The organism is Enterovibrio sp. QJM3NY_24 (assembly GCF_057786035.1).
On sequence record NZ_CM173519.1, the window covers coordinates 2233891 to 2257283 of the forward strand.

Below are 23393 nucleotides of genomic sequence, written 5' to 3' on the forward strand. Positions count from 1 at the left end.
TTGCAACTTTAATGTTTAAATCATGTACATGCCGCCGTTAACATGAAGTGTCTCACCTGTGATATATGCTGCATCCGCAGACGCAAGGAATGCGACTGTGGCAGCAATTTCACGTGGGTCACCCAATCGTCCAGCAGGTACTTGAGCAAGTGTTGCTGCACGCTGATCATCGTTCAGCGCTTTTGTCATATCGGTTTCGATGAAACCTGGAGCAACAGTATTTACGGTAATTCCGCGCGATGCAACTTCACGTGCCAGAGATTTGGTGAAACCCACAACTCCAGCTTTTGCCGCTGAGTAATTCGCTTGTCCTGCATTGCCCATGGTACCAACAACAGAACCCACGTTGATGATTCGGCCATTACGCTTTTTCATCATTGCACGCAGTACTGCTTTTGACATGCGGAAGATAGACGTCAAGTTGGTGTCCATAATGTCCTGCCACTCGTCATCTTTCATACGCATCAGAAGGTTATCGCGAGTGATACCTGCGTTATTTACCAGAATATCAATGTCGCCAAACTCTTCTTTAATCGCTTTCAACACATCGCCAACAGATTCTGCTGATGTCACATTCAGTGCGAAACCTTTGCCATTTTCACCCAGATAATCGCTGATTGCTGCGGCACCGCTCTCAGAAGTGGCAGTACCTACGACCGTCGCACCACGTTCCACGAGAAGTTCAGCGATAGCACGCCCAATCCCGCGACTTGCGCCCGTTACAAGAGCAATTTTTCCATTCAGGTTCATGAGTTTTCGTTCCTTTATAACAGCGGTTAGCGATTTAACACTTCCCGCAATTCCTAGAAATTACTTCGCGGCTTCCAGCGATGCTGGATCATTTACCGCCGCCGCATTTAGGTTGCGATCGATACGTTTTGCTAGACCGGTCAATACTTTACCTGGCCCCATTTCCAACAGCAGCGCTACGCCTTGACCAGCCATCTTCTCAACACTTTCAGTCCAACGAACAGGACCGTATAGCTGATGAACTAGTGCGCGTTTAATCGCAGCAGGATCAGTTTCAGCAGCAACGTCAGCATTGTTAATGACAGGAATCGATGGCGCAGAGAAGTCAATGCTTTCAAGTGCAACTGCAAGTTTATCAGCAGCAGGCTTCATCAGCGCACAATGTGAAGGAACAGAAACGGGCAAAGGAAGCGCACGTTTAGCACCCGCGTCTTTACACAGTACGTTCGCTCGTTCCACCGCTTCTTTATTACCAGCGATAACAACCTGACCCGGAGAGTTAAAGTTAACCGGTGACACGACTTGACCTTGTGCAGCATCTTCACACGCTTTCGCAATCGCGTCATTGTCCAAGCCGATGATGGCAGACATTGCGCCCACACCCGCTGGAACTGCTTCTTGCATCAACTCGCCACGAAGTTCAACCAACTTTACCGCTTGTTTGAAATCGATAACGCCCGCACATACCAATGCTGAGTATTCACCAAGGCTATGACCTGCCATGACAGATGGTTGCGCACCACCTTGTTCCAGCCAGACACGCCAGATTGCAACAGAGGCTGTCAGCAATGCCGGCTGAGTACGATTGGTTTGGTTTAGATCGGTGTCAGGTCCGTTTTGAACCAATTCCCACAAATCGTAGCCAAGTACGCCAGATGCTTCAGCGAAGGTTTCTTTAACTACCGCAAATTGCTCTGCCAGTGCTGCCAACATACCCACAGCCTGTGAACCTTGGCCTGGAAAAACCACAGCAAAGTTAGACATAACGTTTTCCTTATTAAAATTTAATCAGTGCAGAGCCCCAGGCGAAACCACCGCCAAAGGCTTCCAGCAAAATCGTTTGGCCGCGCTGAATGCGTCCGTCTCGTACTGCTTCATCGAGCGCAGTAGGAACAGAAGCGGCTGACGTATTGCCGTGTCTATCTAGAGTAATCACTACCTGATCCATCGACATTGCGAGTTTCTTCGCGGTAGCTTTGATAATGCGAAAGTTTGCTTGGTGTGGCACAAGCCAATCAATCTCTGATTTATCCATTTGATTTTCATCAAGCGTTTCAGACACGATATTGGCAAGTTGATTGACAGCGACTTTGAACACGTCATTGCCCGCCATTTCCAACCACGCATCTTGCGCAGTAGGGTTGCTCGCAATATCACGTGCTGGATATTTCAATTTCAGCAATTCACCAAACTTACCATCTGCACGAAGATGCGTTGAAATAATGCCTGGTTCATCACTTGCGCTCACAATAGCGGCACCGGCACCATCACCAAACAGGATAATGGTAGAACGATCAGTCGGATCACACTTGTGCGAAAGACGATCAGCACCAATCACCAATGCATTACGCGCCATGCCTGATTTCACGTACTGGTCTGCAACACTCAACGCGTAAACAAAACCAGAACAGGCGGCAGCAATATCAAATGCAGGGCAACCGCTGATCTCCAACATTGCCTGAACATCACAGGCCGATGATGGAAACGCATTTTCACCACTGGTTGTGGCAAAGATAATTAAATCAATGTCTTGCTTGTCAATATTTGCCATTTCAATGGCACGACAGGCAGCGTGATAACCCATAGTTGCCACTGATTCATCTTCAGCAGCAATACGGCGCTCTTTAATACCAGTACGAGCCATGATCCACTCATTACTGGTATCAACCATTTTTTCGAGATCCGCATTCGAACGGATTTGCTCAGGCAAATAACTGCCTGTGCCTAAAATCTTACTAAACATGACGACTAATATTGCCTCTCGAGTAGTACGGCTTCCAAACGGTCACATATTTTTCTAGGTAGTTGCCGTTCGACTTCGTGTACCGCTTCTCCGATAGCGTGTTGGAAAGCGGATATATCAGCACGTCCGTGGCTTTTCACTACAATGCCGCGCAATCCTAACAGACTTGCACCATTGTACTGGTCGGGGTTCAGGTTATTTAGCGCTTTAAATAGGCTACCGAATAACCATTTAGCCACCAGTTTCTTAATTGGGTTCACCAGTATATGCATTTTTAGACTTTCTAAAAATAATCTGGCGACACCTTCACTGGTTTTCAGGCTGACATTACCGACAAATCCATCGCAGACAATCACGTCGGCCTTACCTGTATAAAGTTGATCACCCTCTACATAACCGATGTAATTGACCGCCGAGCACTGTTGTAACATTTCTGAACAGCGCTTAACTAAATCGTTGCCTTTTATTTCTTCTTCACCAATGTTCAACAACGCCACTGACGGTTTATAGCCTAGCTGCTCTTCAGCAAGGACCGATCCCATCACGGCAAACTGAAACAAGGTATCAGCATCCACGGACACATTTGCGCCCAGATCGAGCAACCAGCTTTTATGGCTTCCAATCGTTGGGAGCTCTGATACCAAAGCAGGTCTGTCTATACCAGGAAGTAATTTCAGTAACATGCGGGAAAGCGCCATCAAGGCACCGGTATTTCCAGCACTGACGCAAGCATCGGCCTTGCCTTCAGCGACAAGTTCGAGAGCGACACGCATAGAGGTACCTTTGCTCGCACGAAGTGCTTGCGAAGGACGTGTGTCATTGGCAATAGAAGATTCCGCATGAACAATTGATATGCGGGAGGCATTATTTTGACCCAGCAATGTAAGCTGGCGAGTGATCTCAGCGTGATCACCGACGAGTACGACTTTTAACGAAGGGAAATACAACAATGCCTGCACGGAGGCAGGCACTGTTATCTGAGGACCGAAGTCCCCACCCATCGCATCAAGTGCAATGGTTAGACCAGACAAGGCTCAACCTTACTTGTTGATTACCTTGCGGCCACGGTAGAAACCGTCAGCAGTCACATTGTGACGCAGGTGAGTTTCACCAGAAGTTGCATCTACAGACAGTGCACTAGTAGTTAGCGCATCGTGTGAACGACGCATACCACGCATTGAACGTGATTTCTTGCTCTTTTGTACGGCCATTGACCCTACTCCTCGTTACTTTGCTTTAAGTTCTTCAAAACGGCAAATGGATTCGGACGCTCATCAGCAAGCGGGATTTCCCCGAAAACCATACCATCAGCGGTGACTTCGCAGTCAACCTCATCGTGCATGGCAACCTGTGGCAATGCCACCATCAACTCATCTTCGATGAGGTGAAGCAGGTTAATCTCACCATTTTCGTCGACTAATGCCGGCTCATAAGCTTCCGGTAAATTGCCAACCTGATCATCATTGAAAACCGGGCTGTAAATAAATTCGATATCACAGTGATGCGAGAAAGGCTTCCAACAACGCTGACATTCAAGAGTTACATCGACCTTGGCGTTACCGCTTACAATCTTCAGACCTTGAGCATCAATGTCAAACGAAAGCTTTACATTAGCATCACTAATCACACCTTCAGTTGCCTCAGCAAGACGCTCGAGTTGCTTTCCTGTGATGATGCCATCATAGTCCAGCCGCTTTTGCGCATTCTTAAACGGATCAACCGTCAGTGGTAGCTTTACCTTCTGCATAGGGCGCGAATTCTAGCCTCCAAAGTATCCCGAGTCAAAGAGATTTGTACCTTAACTTCCATATAGATGACAAAAAAAGCCACAATAATTCAGGAAAGGTTAATTTCTGTGCAACAGGTACTTAGCGAAATTAATACCAGAATGGACGCAAACAACGCATGTCCACTCGCCTACGCAAGTGTAAAACATTACACTGACCGCCGTATACGAATAATCTGACAAAGGTGCACCGTTAGATGAATAATCAAACAGTCGTGCTGGCATCTGGCTCTAAATACCGCCAAATGCTGCTTGAAAAACTCCGCATTCCATTCAAATCACATTCACCTGACATCGATGAAGCTGCTTTCGCTGATGAACCCCCCACTGAATTGGTCAAGCGCTTGTCCTATGAAAAAGCCCTCGCCTGTCGTGACGTTTATCCTGAAGCACTCATCATAGGATCCGATCAAGTCTGTGTGATCGACGGAAGGATCCTCGGGAAACCTCACACGCATGCACGTGCTGTTGAACAACTAAAAGCGGCCTCAGGCAAACATGTTACCTTTTATACAGGCCTCACCCTACTCAATGTCAAAAGTGGTCACACACAGACGGATGTTGAGCCTTTTCACGTGCATTTTCGAACGTTAACTGACAGTGAAATTGAAAACTATGTGCAGAAAGAGCAACCTCTCGACTGCGCAGGCAGTTTTAAATGCGAGAGTTTAGGCATTGCGTTGTTCACTCGATTAGAAGGAAGGGATCCCAACACTTTGGTGGGTTTACCCTTGATTAGGCTGTGTGAAATGTTGAAAGAAGAAGGTATTAGCATTCTCTAGCATGAGGCTTATTTCTTGCCAGTAGAACGAATAATCACACGAAAAACCAAATAAAGAGGGCGATTGCCCTCTCTATTGTTTAACTTGAGTGCTTATATCAATGCATCAAGTGACGCAATAATCGCAACAGGTGAGTAATCCGAAAGTACAGCTTCATCATGTACTCCCCATGTTATGCCAATAGCATCGACGCCTGCCTTTTGTGCCAACAGCATATCGTGAGACGTGTCGCCGACCATGATGGCCTCATGGGGCTGAACATTTAGCTCGTCTAACAACTCAAGGATCATCAAAGGATCCGGCTTTGAAGCCGTAAGATCCGCCGTTCTTGTGGCCGCAAAGAAATGTCCCGTGTCCGTTTCCAGCATGACACGGTCTAAGCCAATACGTGACTTCCCTGTAGCAACCGCGAGCACATAGCCCTTTTCTTTTAATGCAGTTAAAACATCCACCACACCATCGTAAAGTGCATGCGGCGTCGTATTAAAATCACGAAACTGCTCGCCGTAATGTTTTTTCCACTCATCAAGCTTATCTAGCGGTGCATTCGGATAAAGATAGCAATAGCCTTTATCTAAACTTAACCCGATCATTTGCTTGAGTTCATCAGCCGACAATTCAGGCAAACCACCCGTTAAACGGGCAGCCTCCTTCAAACTCGACACGATGCGGGCAACAGAATCCATCACAGTGCCATCCCAATCGAAGATCACTAACTTGTAGTTAGTTAACACGCGGCAATTTCCTTAAGCCTTCTAGGGCTCTCTCTAATTGTTTATCCAACGGCGCAGAGATATCCATCACCTCTTCCGTGCCCGGATGCGTGAACTTGATGTTTGCTGCGTGCAGGAACAAACGGTTTAAGCCAAATTTCTTGGTGTAAGCATCAAAACGCGGATCACCATAACGGTCATCCCAAGCAAGCGGATGCCCAGCATACTGCGCATGAACTCGAATTTGATGGGTACGACCTGTGATTGGGCTCGCTTGAAGCAAGGTCGCCTGATCAAACTGTTCCAGTATTTTAAAACGTGTTTCAGATGCCTTACCATTGGGGTTAACACGAACAATACTGTTTACTTCATTTTTAAGCAGTGGCGCAGTCACCTTCTTCATCGACGGCTTCCAGCGACCCATGCCAAGAGCGAAATAATATTTCTGTACGGTTTTTTCACGAAACTGCGCCTGAAGATGACGAAGTGCCGAACGTTTTTTTGCAATCAGCAAGATACCAGAAGTATCACGGTCAATACGATGCACCAGCTCAAGAAAACGCGCGTCTGGACGAAGTGCGCGCATAGCCTCAATGGCACCAAAATGGAGCCCACTGCCGCCATGAACCGCAGTTCCGGAAGGCTTATTGAGAACAAGCATGTGATCGTCTTCATAAATCACACATTTTTCTAGCTCTGCCACTCTATCAAGCTTGGTGCTGGGAGCCGCAACCTGCGCCACCTCTGGGATCTTGATAGGTGGAAGACGGATAACATCGCCCGCTTGGAGCTTATACTCCGGTTTTATGCGTTTTTTGTTAACTCGCACCTCTCCTTTACGAAGAATGCGATAAATCATACTTTTAGGTACGTTTTTAAGCCTATTTCGGAGAAAGTTATCGATCCGCTGGCCAGCAATGTCATCAGAAATGTCGATGAATTGCACTTGGGGTTTGTCTGTATTCATAGGACTTCGATTCTACATTGCATCAAAGTAGTTTGCTGCAAAAAAGTGTCCCTGCTATAGTTGCGCCGTAATGCGAGAAAGTTTGCAGCTTTTTTGCACGTCACGACTACAAAGTCGACAAATAGAGTAAATCTTTACCGTTTTTTCCAAGACACTTGACCATTCACGGCACTATCTCTGAGTAGTATCTGATTCGCTGAGAGTTCAAGACGTCCTAATCATGCAGCAATTGGCGTAAGACATGAGGAATAAAGCACCCGTTAGTTTGTTGGCACGACGGGATAAATAACCAGTGTCAAAGAGACTATCGCCATTTGTGGCGAAGAGCCGACTGAATAAGGCGGAGTGATTTCTGATTTCCGCATCAGTGGGTCGATGAGTAGTGCCCTAGAGCGTCCCTGATTTTCCAGCCGTGAGGTTGCATTAATGTCAGACTTGGGACCTGGCAGCATTGCGTATTTTGTCTCGTATCCGACGACTAATAACAACAAATAATCGAGAAAAAATTGATATGAAAAGAATGTTGATCAACGCAACTCAGAAAGAAGAGTTGCGCGTCGCATTGGTTGACGGTCAGCGCTTATACGATCTAGATATCGAAAGCTCTGGTCATGAATCGAAAAAAGCAAACATCTATAAAGGTCGTATTACCCGTATTGAACCAAGTCTTGAAGCAGCATTTGTAGACTACGGCTCAGAACGTCACGGCTTCCTTCCTCTTAAAGAAATTGCTCGCGAATATTTCCCTGCCAATTATAGCTACCAAGGCCGTCCCAACATCAAAGAAGTGTTGAAAGAAGGCCAAGAAGTCATTGTTCAGGTTGATAAAGAAGAACGTGGTAACAAAGGCGCAGCCCTAACCACTTTCATTTCTCTCGCGGGTAGCTATCTGGTTCTTATGCCTAACAACCCTCGTGCTGGCGGTATTTCTCGTCGTATCGAAGGTGAAGAGCGTAGCCAACTAAAAGAAGCGATGTCCGGTCTTACACTGCCTCAGGGCATGGGTTTGATCGTTCGTACTGCGGGCGTTGGTAAATCAGCTGAAGAACTCGAGTGGGACTTGAAATATCTACTGAATAACTGGGAACGTATCCAGGGCGCAGCAGATACCAAAGTGGCCCCTTTCTTGATCTATCAAGAGAGTGATGTTATCGCTCGTGCATTCCGTGATTACCTTCGTCGTGACATTGGTGAAGTGCTGATCGACAGCGAAGCTGTATATAATCAAGCACGTGAGCGCATTCAGGCTACCCGTCCTGATTTCCTTCAACGTGTCAAACACTACGAAGGCGAAGTTCCGCTATTCAGCCACTATCAAATTGAGAGCCAGATTGAATCTGCGTTCCAACGTGAAGTTCGTTTGCCATCAGGCGGTTCAATTGTTATTGACCCAACCGAAGCACTGACCTCTATCGACATCAACTCTGCACGTGCAACAAAGGGTTCTGATATCGAAGAAACCGCACTGCAAACTAACTTAGAAGCTGCTGATGAAATTGCACGTCAATTACGTCTGCGTGATCTAGGTGGTCTGGTTGTTATCGACTTCATCGATATGACGCCAGTACGTAATCAGCGTGAAGTTGAGAATCGTCTGCGTGAAGCTGTTCGTATGGACCGTGCTCGCGTTCAAATCGGTCGTATCTCTCGCTTTGGTCTGCTAGAAATGTCACGCCAGCGCTTGAGCCCGTCTCTTGCAGAAGCTAGCCACCACATCTGTCCTCGTTGTACGGGTACAGGTGTAGTACGTGATAATGAATCACTGTCATTGTCTATCTTGCGCCTGATTGAAGAAGAAGCACTGAAAGAGAACACGTCACAAGTCATGGCGATCGTTCCTGTTCCTGTTGCTTCCTACCTTCTGAACGAAAAACGTCGTTCTGTTCAGCACGTAGAGAAGTATCACAATGTTCGCGTTGTGATCGTACCAAACGCCAACATGGAAACGCCGCACTTTGAAGTGGTTCGTGTCCGTGGCGGTGATGAAAACACAACATTGTCATACGAACTGCCACAGCATCTTGATGCCATTCGTGAAGCTGAAAGCAAAGAAGAAGCACCTGCAGAACGTGTTGTTAAGAAGCGTGAAGAACCTGCATTGCAAACTTTCGCTGCGCCAGCATCGCCAACACCGGCTCCTCAATCAGCGGCGCCTGCACCTAAGGCTGTTGATACAACACCAGGATTGCTTTCACGCGTTGTTTCTTTCATCTCTGGCCTGTTTGCAGGTAAAGAAGTAGAAGTAGAGAAACCGCAAGAGCCTGTACGCGAAAATCGTAATCGTCGTGACCAAAATCGTTCACAAGATCGCACTCGTCGCGGTTCACGTGGCGTCCAACGCGATGAGAATGGTCGAAACAATGAACGTAGCGAAGGCCGCAAACCTCGCCGTAACAATAGAGAGCGTCCAGAAAACACTGAGCGTAACGTCGAGCGTCAAGAGAAGCCGGCGAAGAAGCAAACTCGCAAGCCAGTTGAGAAGGTTGAAAAAACCGAACAACGTCCGCCAGCGAAAGTAGCTAAGCCAGTAAAAGAAGATGCCCCTGCGGTTAAACAAGACGTTGTTAAACCAGAAGTTGCTAAACAAGAGAAAGTGGAAAAGACGGAAAAAGTGAAACAACGCCGTCAACGCCGCACCCTCAACAAGAAAGTGCGCCGCGCTGATTCTGCACAAGAAGCAGAAGCCATTGCAGCGAGCCCACTACTAGAAATGGGTCAAGCGGTTGCTACTGAGGCGAAAGCCGAAGTACAAACCACTGAGTTTACTCATTCAGTAGATGCGGCAGAAAACACAGAACAACGTGATGAGAAGCGTCGCAACCGTCGTTCTCCGCGTCACTTGCGTGCTAGCGGCCAGCGCCGTCGTCGCAATAATCGTGAAGAAAACGAAACGTCTTCGACTGAACAAGCTCTTGATCAATTGGACATGATGGAGACCTCCGTTTCTGTTGTCGAAAAACGTAACCAAGTGGTGTTGAAATCAGGCGTTGCTTCTCCAGAAATGGCGATGGGTAAAGTGTGGCCGTCAAAAGCTGCTATCAAAGCCCCTATCGTTGCTGAAGTTGTTGCTGAAGCACCAACAGATGAACAAGCCGTTGTTACTGAAAAACCTTCTTTGGGCGGTGTAGCCTTCCCTGAAATGGCAATGGGTAAAGTATTCCCACGTCCTACTGCACCAAGCGTGCTGGAAGAAAAAGCCAAATCAGAAGGCACTGAAACACTGAGCGAAGAGCTTCCTGTTACTATCAACGCGCCTGCAGAAGCACAGCCAGAAACCGCTGTGGTAGACGCTGCCGAATCACAAGTGACAGAAGTAACTAAGCCAGAAGCTAAAGTTAAAGAAGTGATGGAGGCAAGTGAAATCCCAGCGGTTGAGCCAGCTAAGGCTGCAGAAACCCCTGTGATTCGCTATCGCCAAGTTGCTGCGCCAATGGCGAAAGCACCCGCACCGGAAAGCAACACTGCAGCACTTAACGTTGCTATTGCTGACTTCCGTAGTGATGTTGCACAAACCAAACAAGCAGGCAGCGATACCGCGACAAGTCGCGCAACAGCACCTGCCACCAAACCGAGTTTCTAAATAAACAAGGTTTGACGAAAAGAGCCATGCTTGTCATGGCTCTTTTTTTATTTCTATCTTTATCAAGCCGACTTAAGGTAAAGACTGGACGTATGATATCGCTTCAATGACAACATTTCCTTTGATGCCTAACGAAGCTTTCATTCACCCTATCGCTGCGACATGACTAACTTATTGTTCAACCTGCAAAGTTTTCACCACCACTGTTTACAATAACGTTACTAACATTGAACAAAATCACACTTTTCGGTAGTATTCGCAGGCGATATACCTCTGCGACACTGTGATTTCGCAGAGTCATTTTTTTGGCGATAGCCTTTTAACTCAATATTTAAGAAGTAATCCAACACGATGTTTGAATTTCCTAAATTCCCCCAACACTCAGTAAAAAACGACGTACTGTCTGGACTGACTGTTGCATTGGCTTTGGTGCCAGAAGCTGTTGCTTTCGCCTTCGTCGCTGGTGTAGATCCCATGGTTGGTCTCTACGCTGCCTTTATTATGGGTCTGCTGACTTCCATCCTTGGTGGTCGTCCTGGCATGATCTCTGGCGCAACCGGTGCAATGGCTGTCGTCATGGTCAGTCTGGTTGCTCAACATGGTGTTCAGTATCTTTTTGCTGCTGTCATGCTCGCCGGTCTTATCCAAGTTTCCGCAGGTGTGTTCAAGCTGGGTAAATTTATCCGTATGGTACCGCATCCGGTAATGATTGGTTTTGTAAACGGTCTTGCCATCGTCATCTTCCTTGCACAGCTAGGACAATTCAAAGCGCCTGACGCTTCTGGTGCCCTTGTTTGGCTTCAAGGTGAGCAAATGTTCTTGATGCTTGGGCTGGTCGCTATCACGATGGCTATCATTCACTTCCTGCCGAAGCTAACAACCTCTGTGCCTTCTTCTCTGGTGGCTATCGTTTCTGTTACCGCCGCGGTGGTATTGCTTGATTTGGATACCCGCAACGTTGTCGACTTCCTGCGTTCAATGAGTGGCGATGAGAATGCAACATTGGCAGGTACACTGCCAACGTTCTCCATTCCATCCGTTCCGTTTAGCCTTGAAACGCTCTATATCATTCTGCCTTACGCACTCATTCTTGCTGCGGTTGGTCTAATCGAGTCACTGCTGACGCTAACTGTGATTGATGAAATGACGGGTACTCGCGGTCGCGGAAACCGTGAATGTGTCGGTCAAGGCGTCGCTAACGTCACCTGTTCAGTGTTTGGCGCAATGGGTGGCTGTGCCATGATTGGGCAATCAATGATTAACGTTAACTCAGGTGGTCGTGGCCGCTTATCAGGTATCATGGCTGCCATTGCCCTGCTCTGTTTTATTCTGTTCACCTCGTCACTGATTGAAATGATCCCACTAGCAGCACTCGTTGGTGTCATGTTCATGGTGGTGATTGGCACATTCGAATGGGCAACGTTCAAGCTTGCACGTCGTGTGCCTAAGAAAGATTTCTTCGTGATCGTACTTGTGACTGTCGTGACAGTCATGACCGATTTGGCAATCGCCGTTATCGTGGGTGTGATAGTGTCTGCTCTGATGTTTGCATGGGAACATGCTAAACACATCTTCGCGTCGAGCCATATTAACGAACAAGGCTCAAAAATTTACGAAGTAAATGGTCCTTTGTTCTTTGGTTCAGTTGCGAATTTCCTTGAGTTGTTCGACACGCAGAACGACCCAGATGACGTCATTGTTGATTTTGGTAAGTCACGTGTTGTTGATCACTCGGCTATCGAGGCAATCGACACGTTAGCAGACCGCTATAACAAAGCGGGCAAAACACTGCACCTTCGCCATTTATCACATGACTGTCAGGCATTGCTAACCAAAGCGGGTAGCTTGGTTGAAATTAATCATATTGAAGATCCAAACTACAAAGTTGCAGATGATCTATTGGGCTAACACTAAGCATCACGCATCGGTTTGAGGTCTGATCAATGAAAAAAAGCGAGCTATTTAGCTCGCTTTTTTATTGGTTTAGTACACGACTACCATCTGCAATTCACTGAAAAATAAGGATGTTACTGCTAACAGAAATCACATCATGTAATGCTTGATATGTATAGCCACAGATCAAAGACCGGAACTAAACAATAATTTTGGCTTCACAACAAAGAGACATGAAATGTTGGAAGTTTTTCGCGGGAGAGATTTCAAAGTTCTCATCCAACACTGAAACTGCTTTGATTCGATCAAGTCGAAAATTTCGGTATTCATCGCGCAGTTCGCACCAAGCCACGAGTGTCCATACTTTCCCCCAGTACACTTGTCCAAGTGGATGAATAACCCGTTTGCTTGTCACCTTTTCGCCAGTTTCATATTCAATGCGCACTTTGGTTTTTTCTGATGCCGCTGCGCGCAATACGTCACCACGCGCTGCATGGTCACTTTCAACATGAAACGCTGGCACAGCAAGCGGAAACGCTTCAATTTGCGCTTTCAAATGTTCCGGTAAGATAGAGTGAATTTTACGAGAGGCAGATTCCGACGCCGAGGCAAGGCGTTTATCCGACCAAGCTTCAACCATCTTCATACCCAGTTCCAGTGCTAGCATTTCTTCTTCGGTGAACATCAACGGCGGCAAATGAGACCCTTTGCCAAGCAAATAGCCAACCCCTGCTTCACCTTCAATGGGCACACCCGAAAGAAGCAGAGATTGAACATCACGGTAAATCGTGCGCTCACTGACACCTAGCTCGTCAGCCAGTGCATTTGCTGTCACCGCGTAACGTTTAGAACGTAACAGTGTCAGCAATTCAAATAAGCGCTCCGATTTACTCATTCATTATTCCTGTTTGTTATTTCGTTATAGAGCAGAACTACAGATACTCATTTTGACAAAATCGGTAGCCATAACAAGCGATGCCTCATCGATATGAGAGACCATCTTCTGTGCCGACTCATTGCTCATAAAATGATTAGAAGCCGCTTTCGCATTTTCCATACTGTCCCAGTAAATTACATCAAGCCACTCTTGCGTTTCTTCGTTCAAGCTTAGTGAGCGATATTGAAAGCCAGCACTTCCCTTAACAAAAGCTGTTGTACCTTCAGCGTCAGACAAGAAGCTTTGCACATCCGTGCCTTCATTCAATTTAAAGCGAACTGTTTCGACAACGTTTTCCATGGTGCTTTCTCCTTCTGTTTGGGTTAGAAGAAGCTTACTGCCAGCTACTGACAGAACATGTCAGGAGTGTTTCTCTCTGCCTCAGGGATTTGTATAATCGCTGTCTAAACACCTAATAAAAGCTAAGAATATAGATGTCGCTAAGCCAAGAGTTAGAAAAATTGCTCGAACCTATTCGCGGATTTCTGCATTGCGAAACCCCTCAAGCATGGATTGATGAAGCGATAAAGCCTGAGAATGAAACTATTTTGTTGCGCGATCATGCCAACTGCGAATTAAAAGCCAGCCAGACCGCCATGTGGCTGATCCGCAAATACGCCATCGATGAATCAAGCGGTGCGCTACTGCTGGAATGGGCTAAACCCTATGAGGATTTTGTTTATCTCTGCAAAAAAGACGGTATTTCCCAATCCAAAAAAAATGGCTTGAGTGCTCCTCTCACGCCAAAAGCAGGCTTTGCACATAGCCAAGATCTGATTGATAAAATGGTTCGCCTCATCAAAGAAGAATTCCATCATTTTGAACAAGTTGTCGAAATTATGGAAAAGCGCGACATGGCTTACTCATCACTGCCAGCCGGTGGTTATGCTCGCGGGCTGATGAAAAGCGCGCGTACCCATGAACCCGCTACGCTGATCGATAAGCTGATCATCGGCGCGTACATCGAAGCGCGTTCGTGTGAACGTTTCGCCAAAGTTGCCCCGTATTTGGATGAAGAGCTGCGCAAGTTCTATATTTCCTTACTGCGCTCAGAAGCCCGCCACTATCAAGATTACTTAAAACTGGCGGAAGCCATTGCAGGTGGCGACATCAGTGATCGCATTAAAATCATTGGCGAGAAGGAAGCCGCGTTGATTCAAACGCCTGACAATACATTCCGCTTCCACAGCGGTGTTCCTGCTCTGGCTGCTTAATCCTTCTGGCAGTAGACCTTGTCAGCTGTCTTATTTCACGGCTTTTTCTTTTGAATTCAAGCAATCATGGATTTGTATCAAGGTTGCGGCTTGCACCAACCCTTCAGGGCGTGTAAATAGAGATCTTAAGTCTGAACGAGAGCAAGGATAAACATGTTCAAAAAACTCAAAGCGTCTCTAGGCATTGGCGCTACCACGGTCGACACACTAGTAGAAAATGAATCCCTCTATCAGGGAGAAATGCTCAGAGGTGTCGTTCGCATTAAAGGTGGGAACATTGAGCAGCAGATTGAAGCAATCTCGTTGAAGCTATGCACAGAAGTGAAAGTGGAATCTGATTCAGGGGAGAGTTACGAATCATTTGTGCTTGGATCAATGCAAGTAAACGACTCATTCGTGGTCCAACCGGATGAAGAAAAAGACGTGGAATTTGAATTAAAACTGCATAATGAAACGCCAATCACAGCAGTCAATGCACATTCCAATAAATGTCACGTTTGGCTTGAAACCACCTTAGACATAGATTTTGCTATTGACCCAAGTGATCGCGACTTCATTGAAGTCCGCCCATTGCCCGTGGTTCAACGTGTCCTCAATACGCTAGAACGTGAAGGGTTCACCATGGTCAAGGCAGACGTGGAGAAAGGCCAACTTAATGGTGACGGATTCACTTCACTCTCAGGTTGTTATCAAGAACTGGAATTCAAAAGCAGCGGCATGTTTAACCGTAAAGAAATTGAACTCTCGTTCATTCTCGATGGCAATACGATTCATTGCTTGGCGGAAATCGACCGCTCATTTGGTCGCGGAGACATGTTCCGCTCATTCTCCCTCTCACGTGAAGCGTCAGAAGGTGAGGTGGAGCAAGCATTGGCACCAACGCTGCACGCGTGATTTGACAATAGCGCCCAAATTTAGCATTCCAAAGGTCAGCTTAGGCTGACCTTTGTTGTTTATCCCCGTTTTAAACACTGGGAGTGGCATTTAAACAACAAACTCGATTTAATCAGCAGAAATCTCAACACCTTGTTAATGTCTTTGTTATAAATAAGGTAATTCACGCAGTAAGGATAACAACGATGAGTGCAAAACAGCGGGACATAACATTACGCTTTCTGGCAGAGCCGAGTGATGTGAATTTTGGTGGGAAAGTTCACGGAGGGGCAGCCATGAAGTGGATTGACCTCGCTGCGTATGCCTGTGCTGCAGGATGGAGCGGTAAGTACTGCATTACAGCTTATGCGGGCGGTATTCGTTTCGTTGCGCCGATTCACGTTGGTAACTTGGTCGAGGTCAGTGCCAAAGTGATTTATACCGGCAGCTCATCAATGCACATTGCCATTGATGTGCAGGCAAGCGACCCCAAAGAGCTTAAAAATCGTCTCACTACCCATTGCATCGTGATCATGGTTGCGGTAGATGAAAACGGAAAGCCAACCCCCATTCCAAAATGGATTCCTGAGTCAGACGAAGACAAAGAATTGGAACAATCCGCGATTCGCTTAATGAACATGCGTAAACAAATCGGCGAAGAAATGGAAGCGCATGTAAAGCTGTATAAATAGCATCAATATTATTCACAGTAAAAAGACCGTATCTGCGGTCCTTTTGCTTTTGTCATTACCATTCAGTAGTCATTCTTTTGAACCAGCCTCAGCTTTAACTTCATTCGGCGCTTTAACGTCACTGCTTTTTCTGGTTAACGAACATAAAGGCCGCATCTGCGACCTTTTTGTTTTCACAGCAAACTGTTCACGCACATTACCCCATGGTCGGCATCGTAAAGTGGCTGCTGTGTTTTTCGAGGCGAACACTGGTCGGCCAACGTGTTGTGACAGTTTTCATCCGGGTATAGAAACGCACGCCGTCGTTACCGTGCACATTTAATGGGCCAAAAATTGAACGTTTCCAGCCACCAAAGCTATGAAACGCCATTGGAACTGGAATCGGCACATTCACCCCAACCATACCCGCCAACACATCTTCGCTAAATTGACGCGCGGTTTCGCCGTCACGCGTAAAGATAGCGGAACCATTGCCATATTCATGGCTATTGATGAGTTCAAGTGCCGTTTGATAGTCAGGCACACGCACAACAGATAGCACGGGGCCGAAAATCTCTTCTTGGTAGATGCTCATGTCTGGTGTGACATCATCAAACAAGGTCGCGCCAACGTAGAAGCCATTATCATGGTCTTCGACTTTACAGTTTCGACCATCAACCACCAGCTTTGCACCTTGTGCTTCACCCGCGTTGATGTAGCCGACGATTTTCTCTTTGTGCTGCGCAGAAATCACTGGGCCCATATCGTTTTCTGGACCATCGATAATGCCGGGGACCACGCGCATTTTGCTGATGCTTTCGGACAAAGAGGCGATTAGCGTATCCGCCGTTTCATCGCCAACAGCAACAACGACGGACAACGCCATGCAGCGCTCCCCTGCAGCACCAAAGCCTGCGCCCAAAATTGCACCACTCGCCATCTCCATGTCCGCATCTGGCATCAGAATACAGTGATTTTTTGCGCCGCCTAGTGCTTGGCAGCGTTTGCCGTGCTCAGACGCTGTGCTGTAAATGTATTCTGCAATAGGTGTTGATCCGACGAAACTCACCGCCTGAACACGCGGGTCTGTCAGCAGTACATCCACAGCTTCTTTGTCACCGTTCATCACATTGAAGACACCATCTGGCAAGCCTGCTTCTTTGAGCAATTGCGCCAACGCAATCGCCAAAGACGGATCTTTTTCAGACGGTTTTAATATAAAGGTGTTACCCGTAGCAAGGGCAATGGGAAACATCCACATTGGCACCATTGCGGGGAAATTGAAGGGCGTAATACCTGCACACACACCCAAAGGTTGCATGATGGAGTGGCTATCGACGCCAGAGCCTACATTGGCCGAGCTTTCGCCTTTTTGCAGATGCGGAATGCCGCACGCAAATTCCACCACTTCTAAGCCACGCGTCAGCTCGCCGACTGCATCGGAATAGACTTTACCGTGCTCATTGCTGATCAATCGAGCCAGTTTGTCTTGATTGGCTTCTAACAACGCTTTGAATTTGAACATAACACGCGCACGACGAAGCGGCGGCGTTTTTGCCCATTTTGGGAAAGCAGCTTGTGCCGCAGTAATTGCCTGCTCCACTTCTTGTGCTTTGCTCAATACCACTTGACGAGTTTGTTCGCCGGTTGCCGGATTAAACACAACACCAAAGCGATCAGTGGTGCTTTCGGTGATTTCACCGTTGATAAAGTTGTGTAAGGTTTCCATGTCTTGGGTCTCCATGCTTTCAATTATATCAATCCGGCATGACGAGCAAACGCAGCCAGATTGTTGTATCCCATTGTTGCGTAAGTGAGAGGATCAGCGATAGACGGGTCTTGTTCCGCTTCTACCACCAGCCATCCTGCGTAATCGCTTCGCTTCAACACATCCATTACTGGGGCATAATCAATACAGCCATCCCCCGGTACAGTGAACACGCCATTCAATACCGCATCAAGAAAGCTCAGCCTGCGATTTTTCGCATCATCAAGCACCGCTTGGCGCACATCTTTGCAATGAACGTGGTTGATGCGGGCGGCATGGCGCTTTGCGACCGCAACCGGATTACCACCGGCATAATAAAGGTGCCCCGTATCCAGTAATAATCCAACTTCTGGCCCTGTTTCCGCCATGAGTCTATCAATGTCGCTTTCACTCTCTATTACCGTACCCATATGGTGATGATAGGCAACTTGCACGCCTTGAGACTGCGTGTATTTAGCAAACTCTGTGAGTTTTTTGCCGTAGTCATCCCAACACTTTTCTGGAAAGGCAGGGCGACGTTCAACGGGCACAGCTTGATTGCCATGAATACAGCCCGTGACTTCAGCAAACACCATTACTTTCGCGCCGAGGGCTTTAAGCAATTTAAGGTGCGATTGCGCAGCCTCAATTTCTTGTTCCACTGAACGGCTCAATAACTCGCCTGAGTACCAACCCGAAACTAGCTTTAGTCCGTGTTTGTCTAAAATCGGCCCAAGCTTCAAATCATCACGCGGGAATTTATTGCCCAGTTCAAAACCTGAAAACCCCGCCTGTTTTCCTTCCGCTAAACAAACATCCAGCGGCGTTGCAGCGCCCAGCGATGGAAGATCGTCATTTGTCCACGTCAGTGGGTTTATCCCTAATTCAACAGCCATGATGCTCTCCTTATCAACGCTGACGCCATGTTTCTATGAGTTCAAGATAGTTAGCCTTAACCGCATCTACGAAGCGCTCGTTATCCAGTTCCCCACGCATCCACTGACGACTTGGCTCACCAAAGATAGTTCTACCCACTGCAAAGCCTTTCACTGTTTGTGATTTTGCTGATGCTGAAAACCCTGCTTTGAGTTCATCTGCAGGCGCATCGAGCCCTAATAAAACAACACCTCGGCAATGTGTATCGCGGTCAAGGATCAGCGCATCAACATGCTGCCAGCCATTTTCTGTCAAAGGAGGAAGTTTCCACCAATCAGGTTTGATGCCGCGGTTATAAAGCCTTGTCATGACGCGAAGATAAAGCGAGTCAGATACTTCTGGAGATACCACATCAACATCGCGTGGCAGGATCACTTCAACCAAGAGTTCATTGCCCGTTGCACAACATGCTTGATAGACCTCTAGCAATGTTTGCTCTTGCTCCAATTGCAGTTCGCGCTGATCGTCTGGATGATAGAACATCAAACATTTCACCACCTGCTCTCTCGGCCAACTGGCGAGTTGCGTACCAATGTTGCCATGTTCGAGACGCAGGGGGCGTGAGCCTGGCAGTTCAATAGGTCGCGCCACCCAGTAGCGCTTATTCACTGTATCACCCGCGCCCGTTGCCGCATTCAGCACGTTCATGCCAAAGGTTGAATCACACAAAATGCCGGCTTTGCCTTCCAGCCTTGCACTCTCTGCCACTTCTTGTGCCGCGCGCCAAATCAGACTTTTCAGATACGAAATGTGGTCGATATCAATGCCCGCTTGTTGTGCCATTTCGACAAACTGAGCACGATGGTCAAACGCCAACACACACAGTTCTGGCCACCCTTTTTCTCGTGTCGTAACACGATGGAGGTGATTCAAATCGGCATCGCGATCAGGACGTGGAATGTTGTGTTCGTGGAGCAAGTAATAATCAAGCTCCTCTTTGGTCGGCATGGCTGGTGAGCAACCATGACGAGACACAACCAACGCGCCACACGCATTGGCGTAACGGCAACATTGCTCCCATGATTCTTCGTTGATATATCCGCGCAGCAAGCCAGACATAAACGCATCGCCAGCACCCAGCACATTCAGTACTTCCACTCGCACGCCTTTTACCGTAATGCCTTCATCAAGATGGTTACCGATATCATCAGTAAATACGCTGCACCCCAGCGGGCCGCGCTTACATACCAAAGTGGCATCGGTAAAACCGCGCACAACTTTCAGGGCTTCCACTGAATCGACAGATCCCGCGGCAATATGGAATTCTTCTTCAGTGCCGACAATCAGGTCAAACAGCCCAAGTACATCTTGGAGTTGTTGCGTCACAGCTTGCGATTCAATAAAGCGCGTTTCCCCATCACCCAAGGAGGTCAATCCCCAAAGGACGGGACGATAGTCCACGTCCAGCGCCGTTCGCACACCGTGTTTTCTGGCGTAGTTGAGCGCGGTGATCACCGCTTCACGAGAGCTTGGGTTCGATAAGTGCGTACCTGTGATCGCCAAGCATTTCGCCGAGGCAATGTACTCTTCGTTGATATCATCAGGCGTAATGGCCTGATCGGCGCAGTTATCGCGATAGAAGATCAGAGGGAAAGTGTCTTCATCTTTAATGCCAAGCAGCACCAAAGCAGTCAGGCGTTCTTTGTCAGTAATAATATTGCTGGTATCAACGCCCACTCGTTCGAGTTCTTCACGAACAAAGCGCCCCATGTGTTCGTCGCCAACACGCGCTAACATGCCGGATTTCAATCCTTGACGCGCCGTGCCATGCGCCACGTTGCCCGAAGACCCACCAAGGTATTTAGCAAAGGTACGCATATCTTCTAGCCTTGCGCCGACTTGTTCGCCATAGAGATCGACGGCGACCCGCCCAAGGCAAATAACATCCAATGTTTTTTCCTGCGTTGACATGTCCCGCTCCTGTCAGACTGAATGGTTGAACTGCTTTTTGATGAAATGAAATGAATATTTCATTTAATAGTAATTACGAACCGACAAAGACGCAACCAGTGAAACAAACATTTCATTGATTGAAACGACATTTATGTAAACGCCTTGATTCAATATTGGCTTAACTTGGCACTAGACGACTGGTCTAGTCTTCTGTATGGTAGGCACCATGAATACAGAAACGCACTCTACACGTCAGCACATCCTTGATGTCGGCTACCAGCTAGTTGCTGAAAAAGGCTTCTCGAACGTCGGCCTTTCACAATTGCTGAGTCAGGCCGGTGTGCCCAAAGGCTCCTTCTATCACTACTTCAAATCCAAAGAGCAATTTGGTGAAGCACTGATTGAAGACTACTTCTCCGGCTATCAATCTCGTCTTGATGTTTTGTTCAGCGATCCTTCAATGAATGGCTACGACAAACTCATGGCATATTGGGCAAAATGGATTGAAGTGAATAATGGCTTGTGTGCGAATCAGCGTTGTCTAGTGATCAAGCTCAGCGCAGAAGTCTCCGATTTATCGGAATCCATGCGTTGCTCCCTACTCAAAGGCGCAAATGGCATTATTTCCATGATTGCGAATTGCATTCAGCAAGGCGTGGAAGACGGCTCAATCAAGGTTCTTGATAGTCATAGAGCTGCGCACCAGATTTACCACCTATGGGTGGGCGCCGGGCTTATGAGCAAATTGAATCAAAATACTGAATGCTTAACCCAAGCATTTGATACCACTGAGCGTGTGCTGAAAGGCCACGTAGCTTTTTAATCTGTCACGCGAGTACGCCCGAAAATTTTGGACGCACTCTCAGGTACGAACAAACCAGTGATTGGAAAAACCGCCACACTCTGTTGGCGGATTTTTTTAACCAACCACTAGACGACTGGTCTAATGATAAGGAAAGCACAATGTCAGCATCCATGAAAAACACTCGAATCGTCCTTGCTTCTCGCCCTGTTGGCGCGCCTGTTACCGATAACTTCCGCCTTGAATCTTCAGACATTCCCGCGGTACAAAAAGGCGAAGTTTTACTCCGTACCATTTACCTTTCGTTAGACCCATACATGCGTGGCCGCATGAGCGACGCCAAATCCTACGCGGAACCTGTTGCTCTTGACGATGTCATGGTTGGTGCAACCGTTTGTCAGGTAGAAGAATCTCAACATGCAGAATTTGAAAACGGTGAATGGGTACTGGCATACACAGGCTGGCAAGGCTTCGCCATTTCTGATGGTAAAGACCTTCTGAAACTAGGTAAAACGCCGTCTCACCCTTCGTTCGCATTGGGCATTATGGGCATGCCTGGCTTCACTGCTTACATGGGTTTGCTGGATATCGGCCAACCAAAAGAAGGTGACACACTGGTTGTTGCTGCAGCAACGGGACCTGTGGGCGCGACAGTTGGTCAAATCGGTAAACTGAAAGGCTGTAACGTGGTTGGTATAGCAGGTGGTGAAGAAAAATGCCGCTATGCGGTTGAAACATTAGGCTTTGATGTGTGTATCGATCACAAGGCAGATGACTTTGCTGCGCAACTAGCAGCAGCTTGTGACAAAGGGATCGACGTTTACTACGAAAATGTGGGCGGTAAAGTGTTCGATGCTGTAATGCCTTTGCTTAACACTGGCGCACGTATTCCCGTGTGCGGCATGATTTCACAATACAACGCGACCGAATTGCCAGCTGGCCCAGATCGTATGGGCATGTTGATGGCAACGCTGCTGATCAAGCGAATTAAGATGCAAGGTTTCATCATCTTTGATGATTACGGTCACCGTTACAACGAGTTCGCGGCTGATATGTCCAAGTGGCTTGCTGAAGGGAAAATTCAGTACAAAGAACAAGTCATCGACGGCCTAGACCAAGCACCAGAAGCCTTTATGGGACTGCTTGAAGGCAAGAATTTCGGCAAGTTGGTGATAAAGGTGGCTGACGCTATCTAAATCAACATCTAACTTCTGAGAACAAAACGCAAAAGCCCGCCTGTGAATTCACAGGCGGGCTTTTTCTTTATCGCATACCCGAGTAACCTCAAGATACAGGATTCAGAGCATCTTGAGGTTGCTCAGGTATAGCATCAAATCAACGTGTTATAGTTACTTTAGAGTCTGTTTAGTATGGATACGCAAGCAGGAGCAAACAGAATGAAAACCCGACACACACTTTTATTGATGTTCTCACATGCCTTCGCCATTTTTATAGGCTTTGCGGTGGGTATCTACGCTTTGCCTATTTTGATCGCCCCACCCGGCCCAAGTATTGATGACGTTTCAGCGACGGCGGCAAACTCCACCTACAACGGCGAGTTTCGAAAAGACCTCAAGGACAGTGACACTTTCCATTGGGGAGAAGGCACGGTATCCATCGGGCCAACTATGGTGTCCTTTGCTGGCGAACTCGCCCCTGGGCCTGACTACAAGCTCTATTTTTCACCTGAATTTGTAGAAACGGAATCTGATTTCAATCGACTAAAACCACAAATGGTACAAGTCGGCGATGTGAAAACCTTCGATAATTTCCTCGTCAATGTCCCCACCAATATCGACCCTTCGCAATACAACACCGTGATTGTGTGGTGTGAGAGCTTTGGTGAGTTTATTACGTCAGCAAGGTATAAATAACGATTAGCAGAA

22 protein-coding genes are annotated in these 23393 nt (G+C 47.4%); 9 read left to right on the plus strand and 13 right to left on the minus strand.

What is annotated here, in order from left to right:
• Positions 1-15: 15 nt before the first annotated feature.
• Genes fabG through yceD form a run of 6 tightly spaced genes read right to left on the minus strand, consistent with a single transcriptional unit; the run spans position 16 to position 4460 of the window.
• Entirely contained in the window at positions 16-750 is a 735-nt protein-coding gene (fabG, locus tag AC3CIC_RS09740) for a 3-oxoacyl-ACP reductase FabG (RefSeq protein ID WP_016961387.1), read from the minus strand.
• 60 nt (positions 751-810) lie between these two features.
• Positions 811-1734 carry an ACP S-malonyltransferase gene (gene fabD / locus AC3CIC_RS09745; RefSeq protein WP_017004107.1) on the minus strand — a complete coding sequence of 308 codons (924 nt, stop codon included), beginning with the start codon at positions 1732-1734 and terminating at the stop codon, positions 811-813.
• Positions 1735-1747: 13 nt separating this feature from the next.
• Entirely contained in the window at positions 1748-2713 is a 966-nt protein-coding gene (locus AC3CIC_RS09750; RefSeq protein ID WP_488514474.1) for a beta-ketoacyl-ACP synthase III, read from the minus strand.
• Positions 2714-2718: 5 nt separating this feature from the next.
• Positions 2719-3744, minus strand: a complete 1026-nt coding sequence (gene plsX, locus AC3CIC_RS09755; RefSeq protein WP_017007496.1) for a phosphate acyltransferase PlsX — start codon at positions 3742-3744, stop codon at positions 2719-2721.
• A gap of 9 nt (positions 3745-3753) precedes the next feature.
• Positions 3754-3924 (minus strand): 50S ribosomal protein L32, encoded by a 171-nt coding sequence (gene rpmF / locus AC3CIC_RS09760; protein WP_016961383.1) that lies wholly within the window; start codon positions 3922-3924, stop codon positions 3754-3756.
• A gap of 5 nt (positions 3925-3929) precedes the next feature.
• On the minus strand, positions 3930-4460 hold the full coding sequence (gene yceD / locus AC3CIC_RS09765; protein ID WP_488514475.1) for a 23S rRNA accumulation protein YceD: 531 nt from the start codon (positions 4458-4460) through the stop codon (positions 3930-3932).
• Between the two features lie 236 nt (positions 4461-4696).
• Between yceD and AC3CIC_RS09770 the strand changes: the two genes are divergently transcribed.
• The gene (locus tag AC3CIC_RS09770) at positions 4697-5281 is read left to right on the plus strand and encodes a Maf family protein (RefSeq protein WP_488514476.1); all 585 of its coding nucleotides are present in this window, start codon (positions 4697-4699) and stop codon (positions 5279-5281) included.
• A gap of 92 nt (positions 5282-5373) precedes the next feature.
• Here AC3CIC_RS09770 and AC3CIC_RS09775 read toward each other — a convergent pair whose 3' ends face one another.
• Together AC3CIC_RS09775 and rluC are read right to left on the minus strand one after the other, a co-directional pair.
• Positions 5374-6015, minus strand: coding sequence for an HAD family hydrolase (locus AC3CIC_RS09775; protein ID WP_016961380.1), 642 nt, complete (start codon positions 6013-6015; stop codon positions 5374-5376).
• Positions 6005-6961, minus strand: a complete 957-nt coding sequence (rluC, locus tag AC3CIC_RS09780; RefSeq protein ID WP_016961379.1) for a 23S rRNA pseudouridine(955/2504/2580) synthase RluC — start codon at positions 6959-6961, stop codon at positions 6005-6007. Before rluC ends, AC3CIC_RS09775 begins: the two co-directional genes overlap by 11 nt.
• 520 nt (positions 6962-7481) lie before the next feature.
• Between rluC and rne the strand changes: the two genes are divergently transcribed.
• Both rne and AC3CIC_RS09790 read left to right on the plus strand, forming a co-directional pair.
• Positions 7482-10541, plus strand: coding sequence for a ribonuclease E (rne, locus tag AC3CIC_RS09785; RefSeq protein ID WP_488515898.1), 3060 nt, complete (start codon positions 7482-7484; stop codon positions 10539-10541).
• Between the two features lie 351 nt (positions 10542-10892).
• On the plus strand, positions 10893-12449 hold the full coding sequence (locus tag AC3CIC_RS09790) for a SulP family inorganic anion transporter (RefSeq protein WP_488514477.1): 1557 nt from the start codon (positions 10893-10895) through the stop codon (positions 12447-12449).
• Between the two features lie 184 nt (positions 12450-12633).
• On the opposite strand, the gene AC3CIC_RS09795 is transcribed toward AC3CIC_RS09790, so the two are convergent.
• Positions 12634-13329: a helix-turn-helix transcriptional regulator gene (locus AC3CIC_RS09795; protein WP_488514478.1), complete on the minus strand. Its 696-nt coding sequence runs from the start codon at positions 13327-13329 to the stop codon at positions 12634-12636.
• Between the two features lie 24 nt (positions 13330-13353).
• The gene (locus AC3CIC_RS09800) at positions 13354-13671 is read right to left on the minus strand and encodes a hypothetical protein (RefSeq protein WP_488514479.1); all 318 of its coding nucleotides are present in this window, start codon (positions 13669-13671) and stop codon (positions 13354-13356) included.
• Between the two features lie 134 nt (positions 13672-13805).
• Here AC3CIC_RS09800 and miaE point away from each other — a divergent pair, with 134 nt between their 5' ends.
• The 3 genes from miaE (at position 13806) to AC3CIC_RS09815 (ending at position 16150) form a co-directional block, all read left to right on the plus strand.
• Positions 13806-14585 (plus strand): tRNA isopentenyl-2-thiomethyl-A-37 hydroxylase MiaE, encoded by a 780-nt coding sequence (gene miaE, locus AC3CIC_RS09805; RefSeq protein ID WP_488514480.1) that lies wholly within the window; start codon positions 13806-13808, stop codon positions 14583-14585.
• A 153-nt stretch (positions 14586-14738) separates the two neighbouring features.
• The gene (locus AC3CIC_RS09810) at positions 14739-15479 is read left to right on the plus strand and encodes a sporulation protein (protein WP_488514481.1); all 741 of its coding nucleotides are present in this window, start codon (positions 14739-14741) and stop codon (positions 15477-15479) included.
• Positions 15480-15664: 185 nt separating this feature from the next.
• The gene (locus tag AC3CIC_RS09815) at positions 15665-16150 is read left to right on the plus strand and encodes an acyl-CoA thioesterase (RefSeq protein WP_016961371.1); all 486 of its coding nucleotides are present in this window, start codon (positions 15665-15667) and stop codon (positions 16148-16150) included.
• 196 nt (positions 16151-16346) lie between these two features.
• Here AC3CIC_RS09815 and AC3CIC_RS09820 read toward each other — a convergent pair whose 3' ends face one another.
• The 3 genes from AC3CIC_RS09820 to AC3CIC_RS09830 are packed head-to-tail and all read right to left on the minus strand — an operon-like array spanning position 16347 to position 20723.
• On the minus strand, positions 16347-17858 hold the full coding sequence (locus tag AC3CIC_RS09820; protein ID WP_488514482.1) for a CoA-acylating methylmalonate-semialdehyde dehydrogenase: 1512 nt from the start codon (positions 17856-17858) through the stop codon (positions 16347-16349).
• A gap of 23 nt (positions 17859-17881) precedes the next feature.
• Positions 17882-18772, minus strand: a complete 891-nt coding sequence (iolE, locus tag AC3CIC_RS09825) for a myo-inosose-2 dehydratase (protein WP_394210016.1) — start codon at positions 18770-18772, stop codon at positions 17882-17884.
• A 13-nt stretch (positions 18773-18785) separates the two neighbouring features.
• Positions 18786-20723, minus strand: a complete 1938-nt coding sequence (locus AC3CIC_RS09830) for a bifunctional 5-dehydro-2-deoxygluconokinase/5-dehydro-2-deoxyphosphogluconate aldolase (RefSeq protein ID WP_488514483.1) — start codon at positions 20721-20723, stop codon at positions 18786-18788.
• A 208-nt stretch (positions 20724-20931) separates the two neighbouring features.
• Between AC3CIC_RS09830 and AC3CIC_RS09835 the strand changes: the two genes are divergently transcribed.
• The 3 genes from AC3CIC_RS09835 to AC3CIC_RS09845 all read left to right on the plus strand — a co-directional run bounded on the left by AC3CIC_RS09835 (position 20932) and on the right by AC3CIC_RS09845 (position 23381).
• Positions 20932-21528 carry a TetR/AcrR family transcriptional regulator gene (locus tag AC3CIC_RS09835; protein WP_488514484.1) on the plus strand — a complete coding sequence of 199 codons (597 nt, stop codon included), beginning with the start codon at positions 20932-20934 and terminating at the stop codon, positions 21526-21528.
• A 140-nt stretch (positions 21529-21668) separates the two neighbouring features.
• Entirely contained in the window at positions 21669-22703 is a 1035-nt protein-coding gene (locus tag AC3CIC_RS09840; protein ID WP_488514485.1) for an NADP-dependent oxidoreductase, read from the plus strand.
• 201 nt (positions 22704-22904) lie between these two features.
• Positions 22905-23381 (plus strand): DM13 domain-containing protein, encoded by a 477-nt coding sequence (locus AC3CIC_RS09845; protein WP_488514486.1) that lies wholly within the window; start codon positions 22905-22907, stop codon positions 23379-23381.
• Positions 23382-23393: the final 12 nt, after the last annotated feature.

Excerpts from the sequence above, each read along its gene's own strand:
- fabG (WP_016961387.1), bottom strand. The coding sequence starts at position 750 with ATGAACCTGAATGGAAAAATTGCTCTTGTAACGGGCGCAAGTCGCGGG.
- fabD (WP_017004107.1), bottom strand. The coding sequence starts at position 1,734 with ATGTCTAACTTTGCTGTGGTTTTTCCAGGCCAAGGTTCACAGGCTGTG.
- AC3CIC_RS09750 (WP_488514474.1), bottom strand. The coding sequence starts at position 2,713 with ATGTTTAGTAAGATTTTAGGCACAGGCAGTTATTTGCCTGAGCAAATC.
- rpmF (WP_016961383.1), bottom strand. The coding sequence starts at position 3,924 with ATGGCCGTACAAAAGAGCAAGAAATCACGTTCAATGCGTGGTATGCGT.
- yceD (WP_488514475.1), bottom strand. The coding sequence starts at position 4,460 with ATGCAGAAGGTAAAGCTACCACTGACGGTTGATCCGTTTAAGAATGCG.
- AC3CIC_RS09770 (WP_488514476.1), top strand. The coding sequence starts at position 4,697 with ATGAATAATCAAACAGTCGTGCTGGCATCTGGCTCTAAATACCGCCAA.
- rluC (WP_016961379.1), bottom strand. The coding sequence starts at position 6,961 with ATGAATACAGACAAACCCCAAGTGCAATTCATCGACATTTCTGATGAC.
- rne (WP_488515898.1), top strand. The coding sequence starts at position 7,482 with ATGTTGATCAACGCAACTCAGAAAGAAGAGTTGCGCGTCGCATTGGTT.
- AC3CIC_RS09790 (WP_488514477.1), top strand. The coding sequence starts at position 10,893 with ATGTTTGAATTTCCTAAATTCCCCCAACACTCAGTAAAAAACGACGTA.
- AC3CIC_RS09795 (WP_488514478.1), bottom strand. The coding sequence starts at position 13,329 with ATGAGTAAATCGGAGCGCTTATTTGAATTGCTGACACTGTTACGTTCT.
- AC3CIC_RS09800 (WP_488514479.1), bottom strand. The coding sequence starts at position 13,671 with ATGGAAAACGTTGTCGAAACAGTTCGCTTTAAATTGAATGAAGGCACG.
- miaE (WP_488514480.1), top strand. The coding sequence starts at position 13,806 with ATGTCGCTAAGCCAAGAGTTAGAAAAATTGCTCGAACCTATTCGCGGA.
- AC3CIC_RS09810 (WP_488514481.1), top strand. The coding sequence starts at position 14,739 with ATGTTCAAAAAACTCAAAGCGTCTCTAGGCATTGGCGCTACCACGGTC.
- AC3CIC_RS09815 (WP_016961371.1), top strand. The coding sequence starts at position 15,665 with ATGAGTGCAAAACAGCGGGACATAACATTACGCTTTCTGGCAGAGCCG.
- AC3CIC_RS09820 (WP_488514482.1), bottom strand. The coding sequence starts at position 17,858 with ATGGAAACCTTACACAACTTTATCAACGGTGAAATCACCGAAAGCACC.
- iolE (WP_394210016.1), bottom strand. The coding sequence starts at position 18,772 with ATGGCTGTTGAATTAGGGATAAACCCACTGACGTGGACAAATGACGAT.
- AC3CIC_RS09830 (WP_488514483.1), bottom strand. The coding sequence starts at position 20,723 with ATGTCAACGCAGGAAAAAACATTGGATGTTATTTGCCTTGGGCGGGTC.
- AC3CIC_RS09835 (WP_488514484.1), top strand. The coding sequence starts at position 20,932 with ATGAATACAGAAACGCACTCTACACGTCAGCACATCCTTGATGTCGGC.
- AC3CIC_RS09840 (WP_488514485.1), top strand. The coding sequence starts at position 21,669 with ATGTCAGCATCCATGAAAAACACTCGAATCGTCCTTGCTTCTCGCCCT.
- AC3CIC_RS09845 (WP_488514486.1), top strand. The coding sequence starts at position 22,905 with ATGAAAACCCGACACACACTTTTATTGATGTTCTCACATGCCTTCGCC.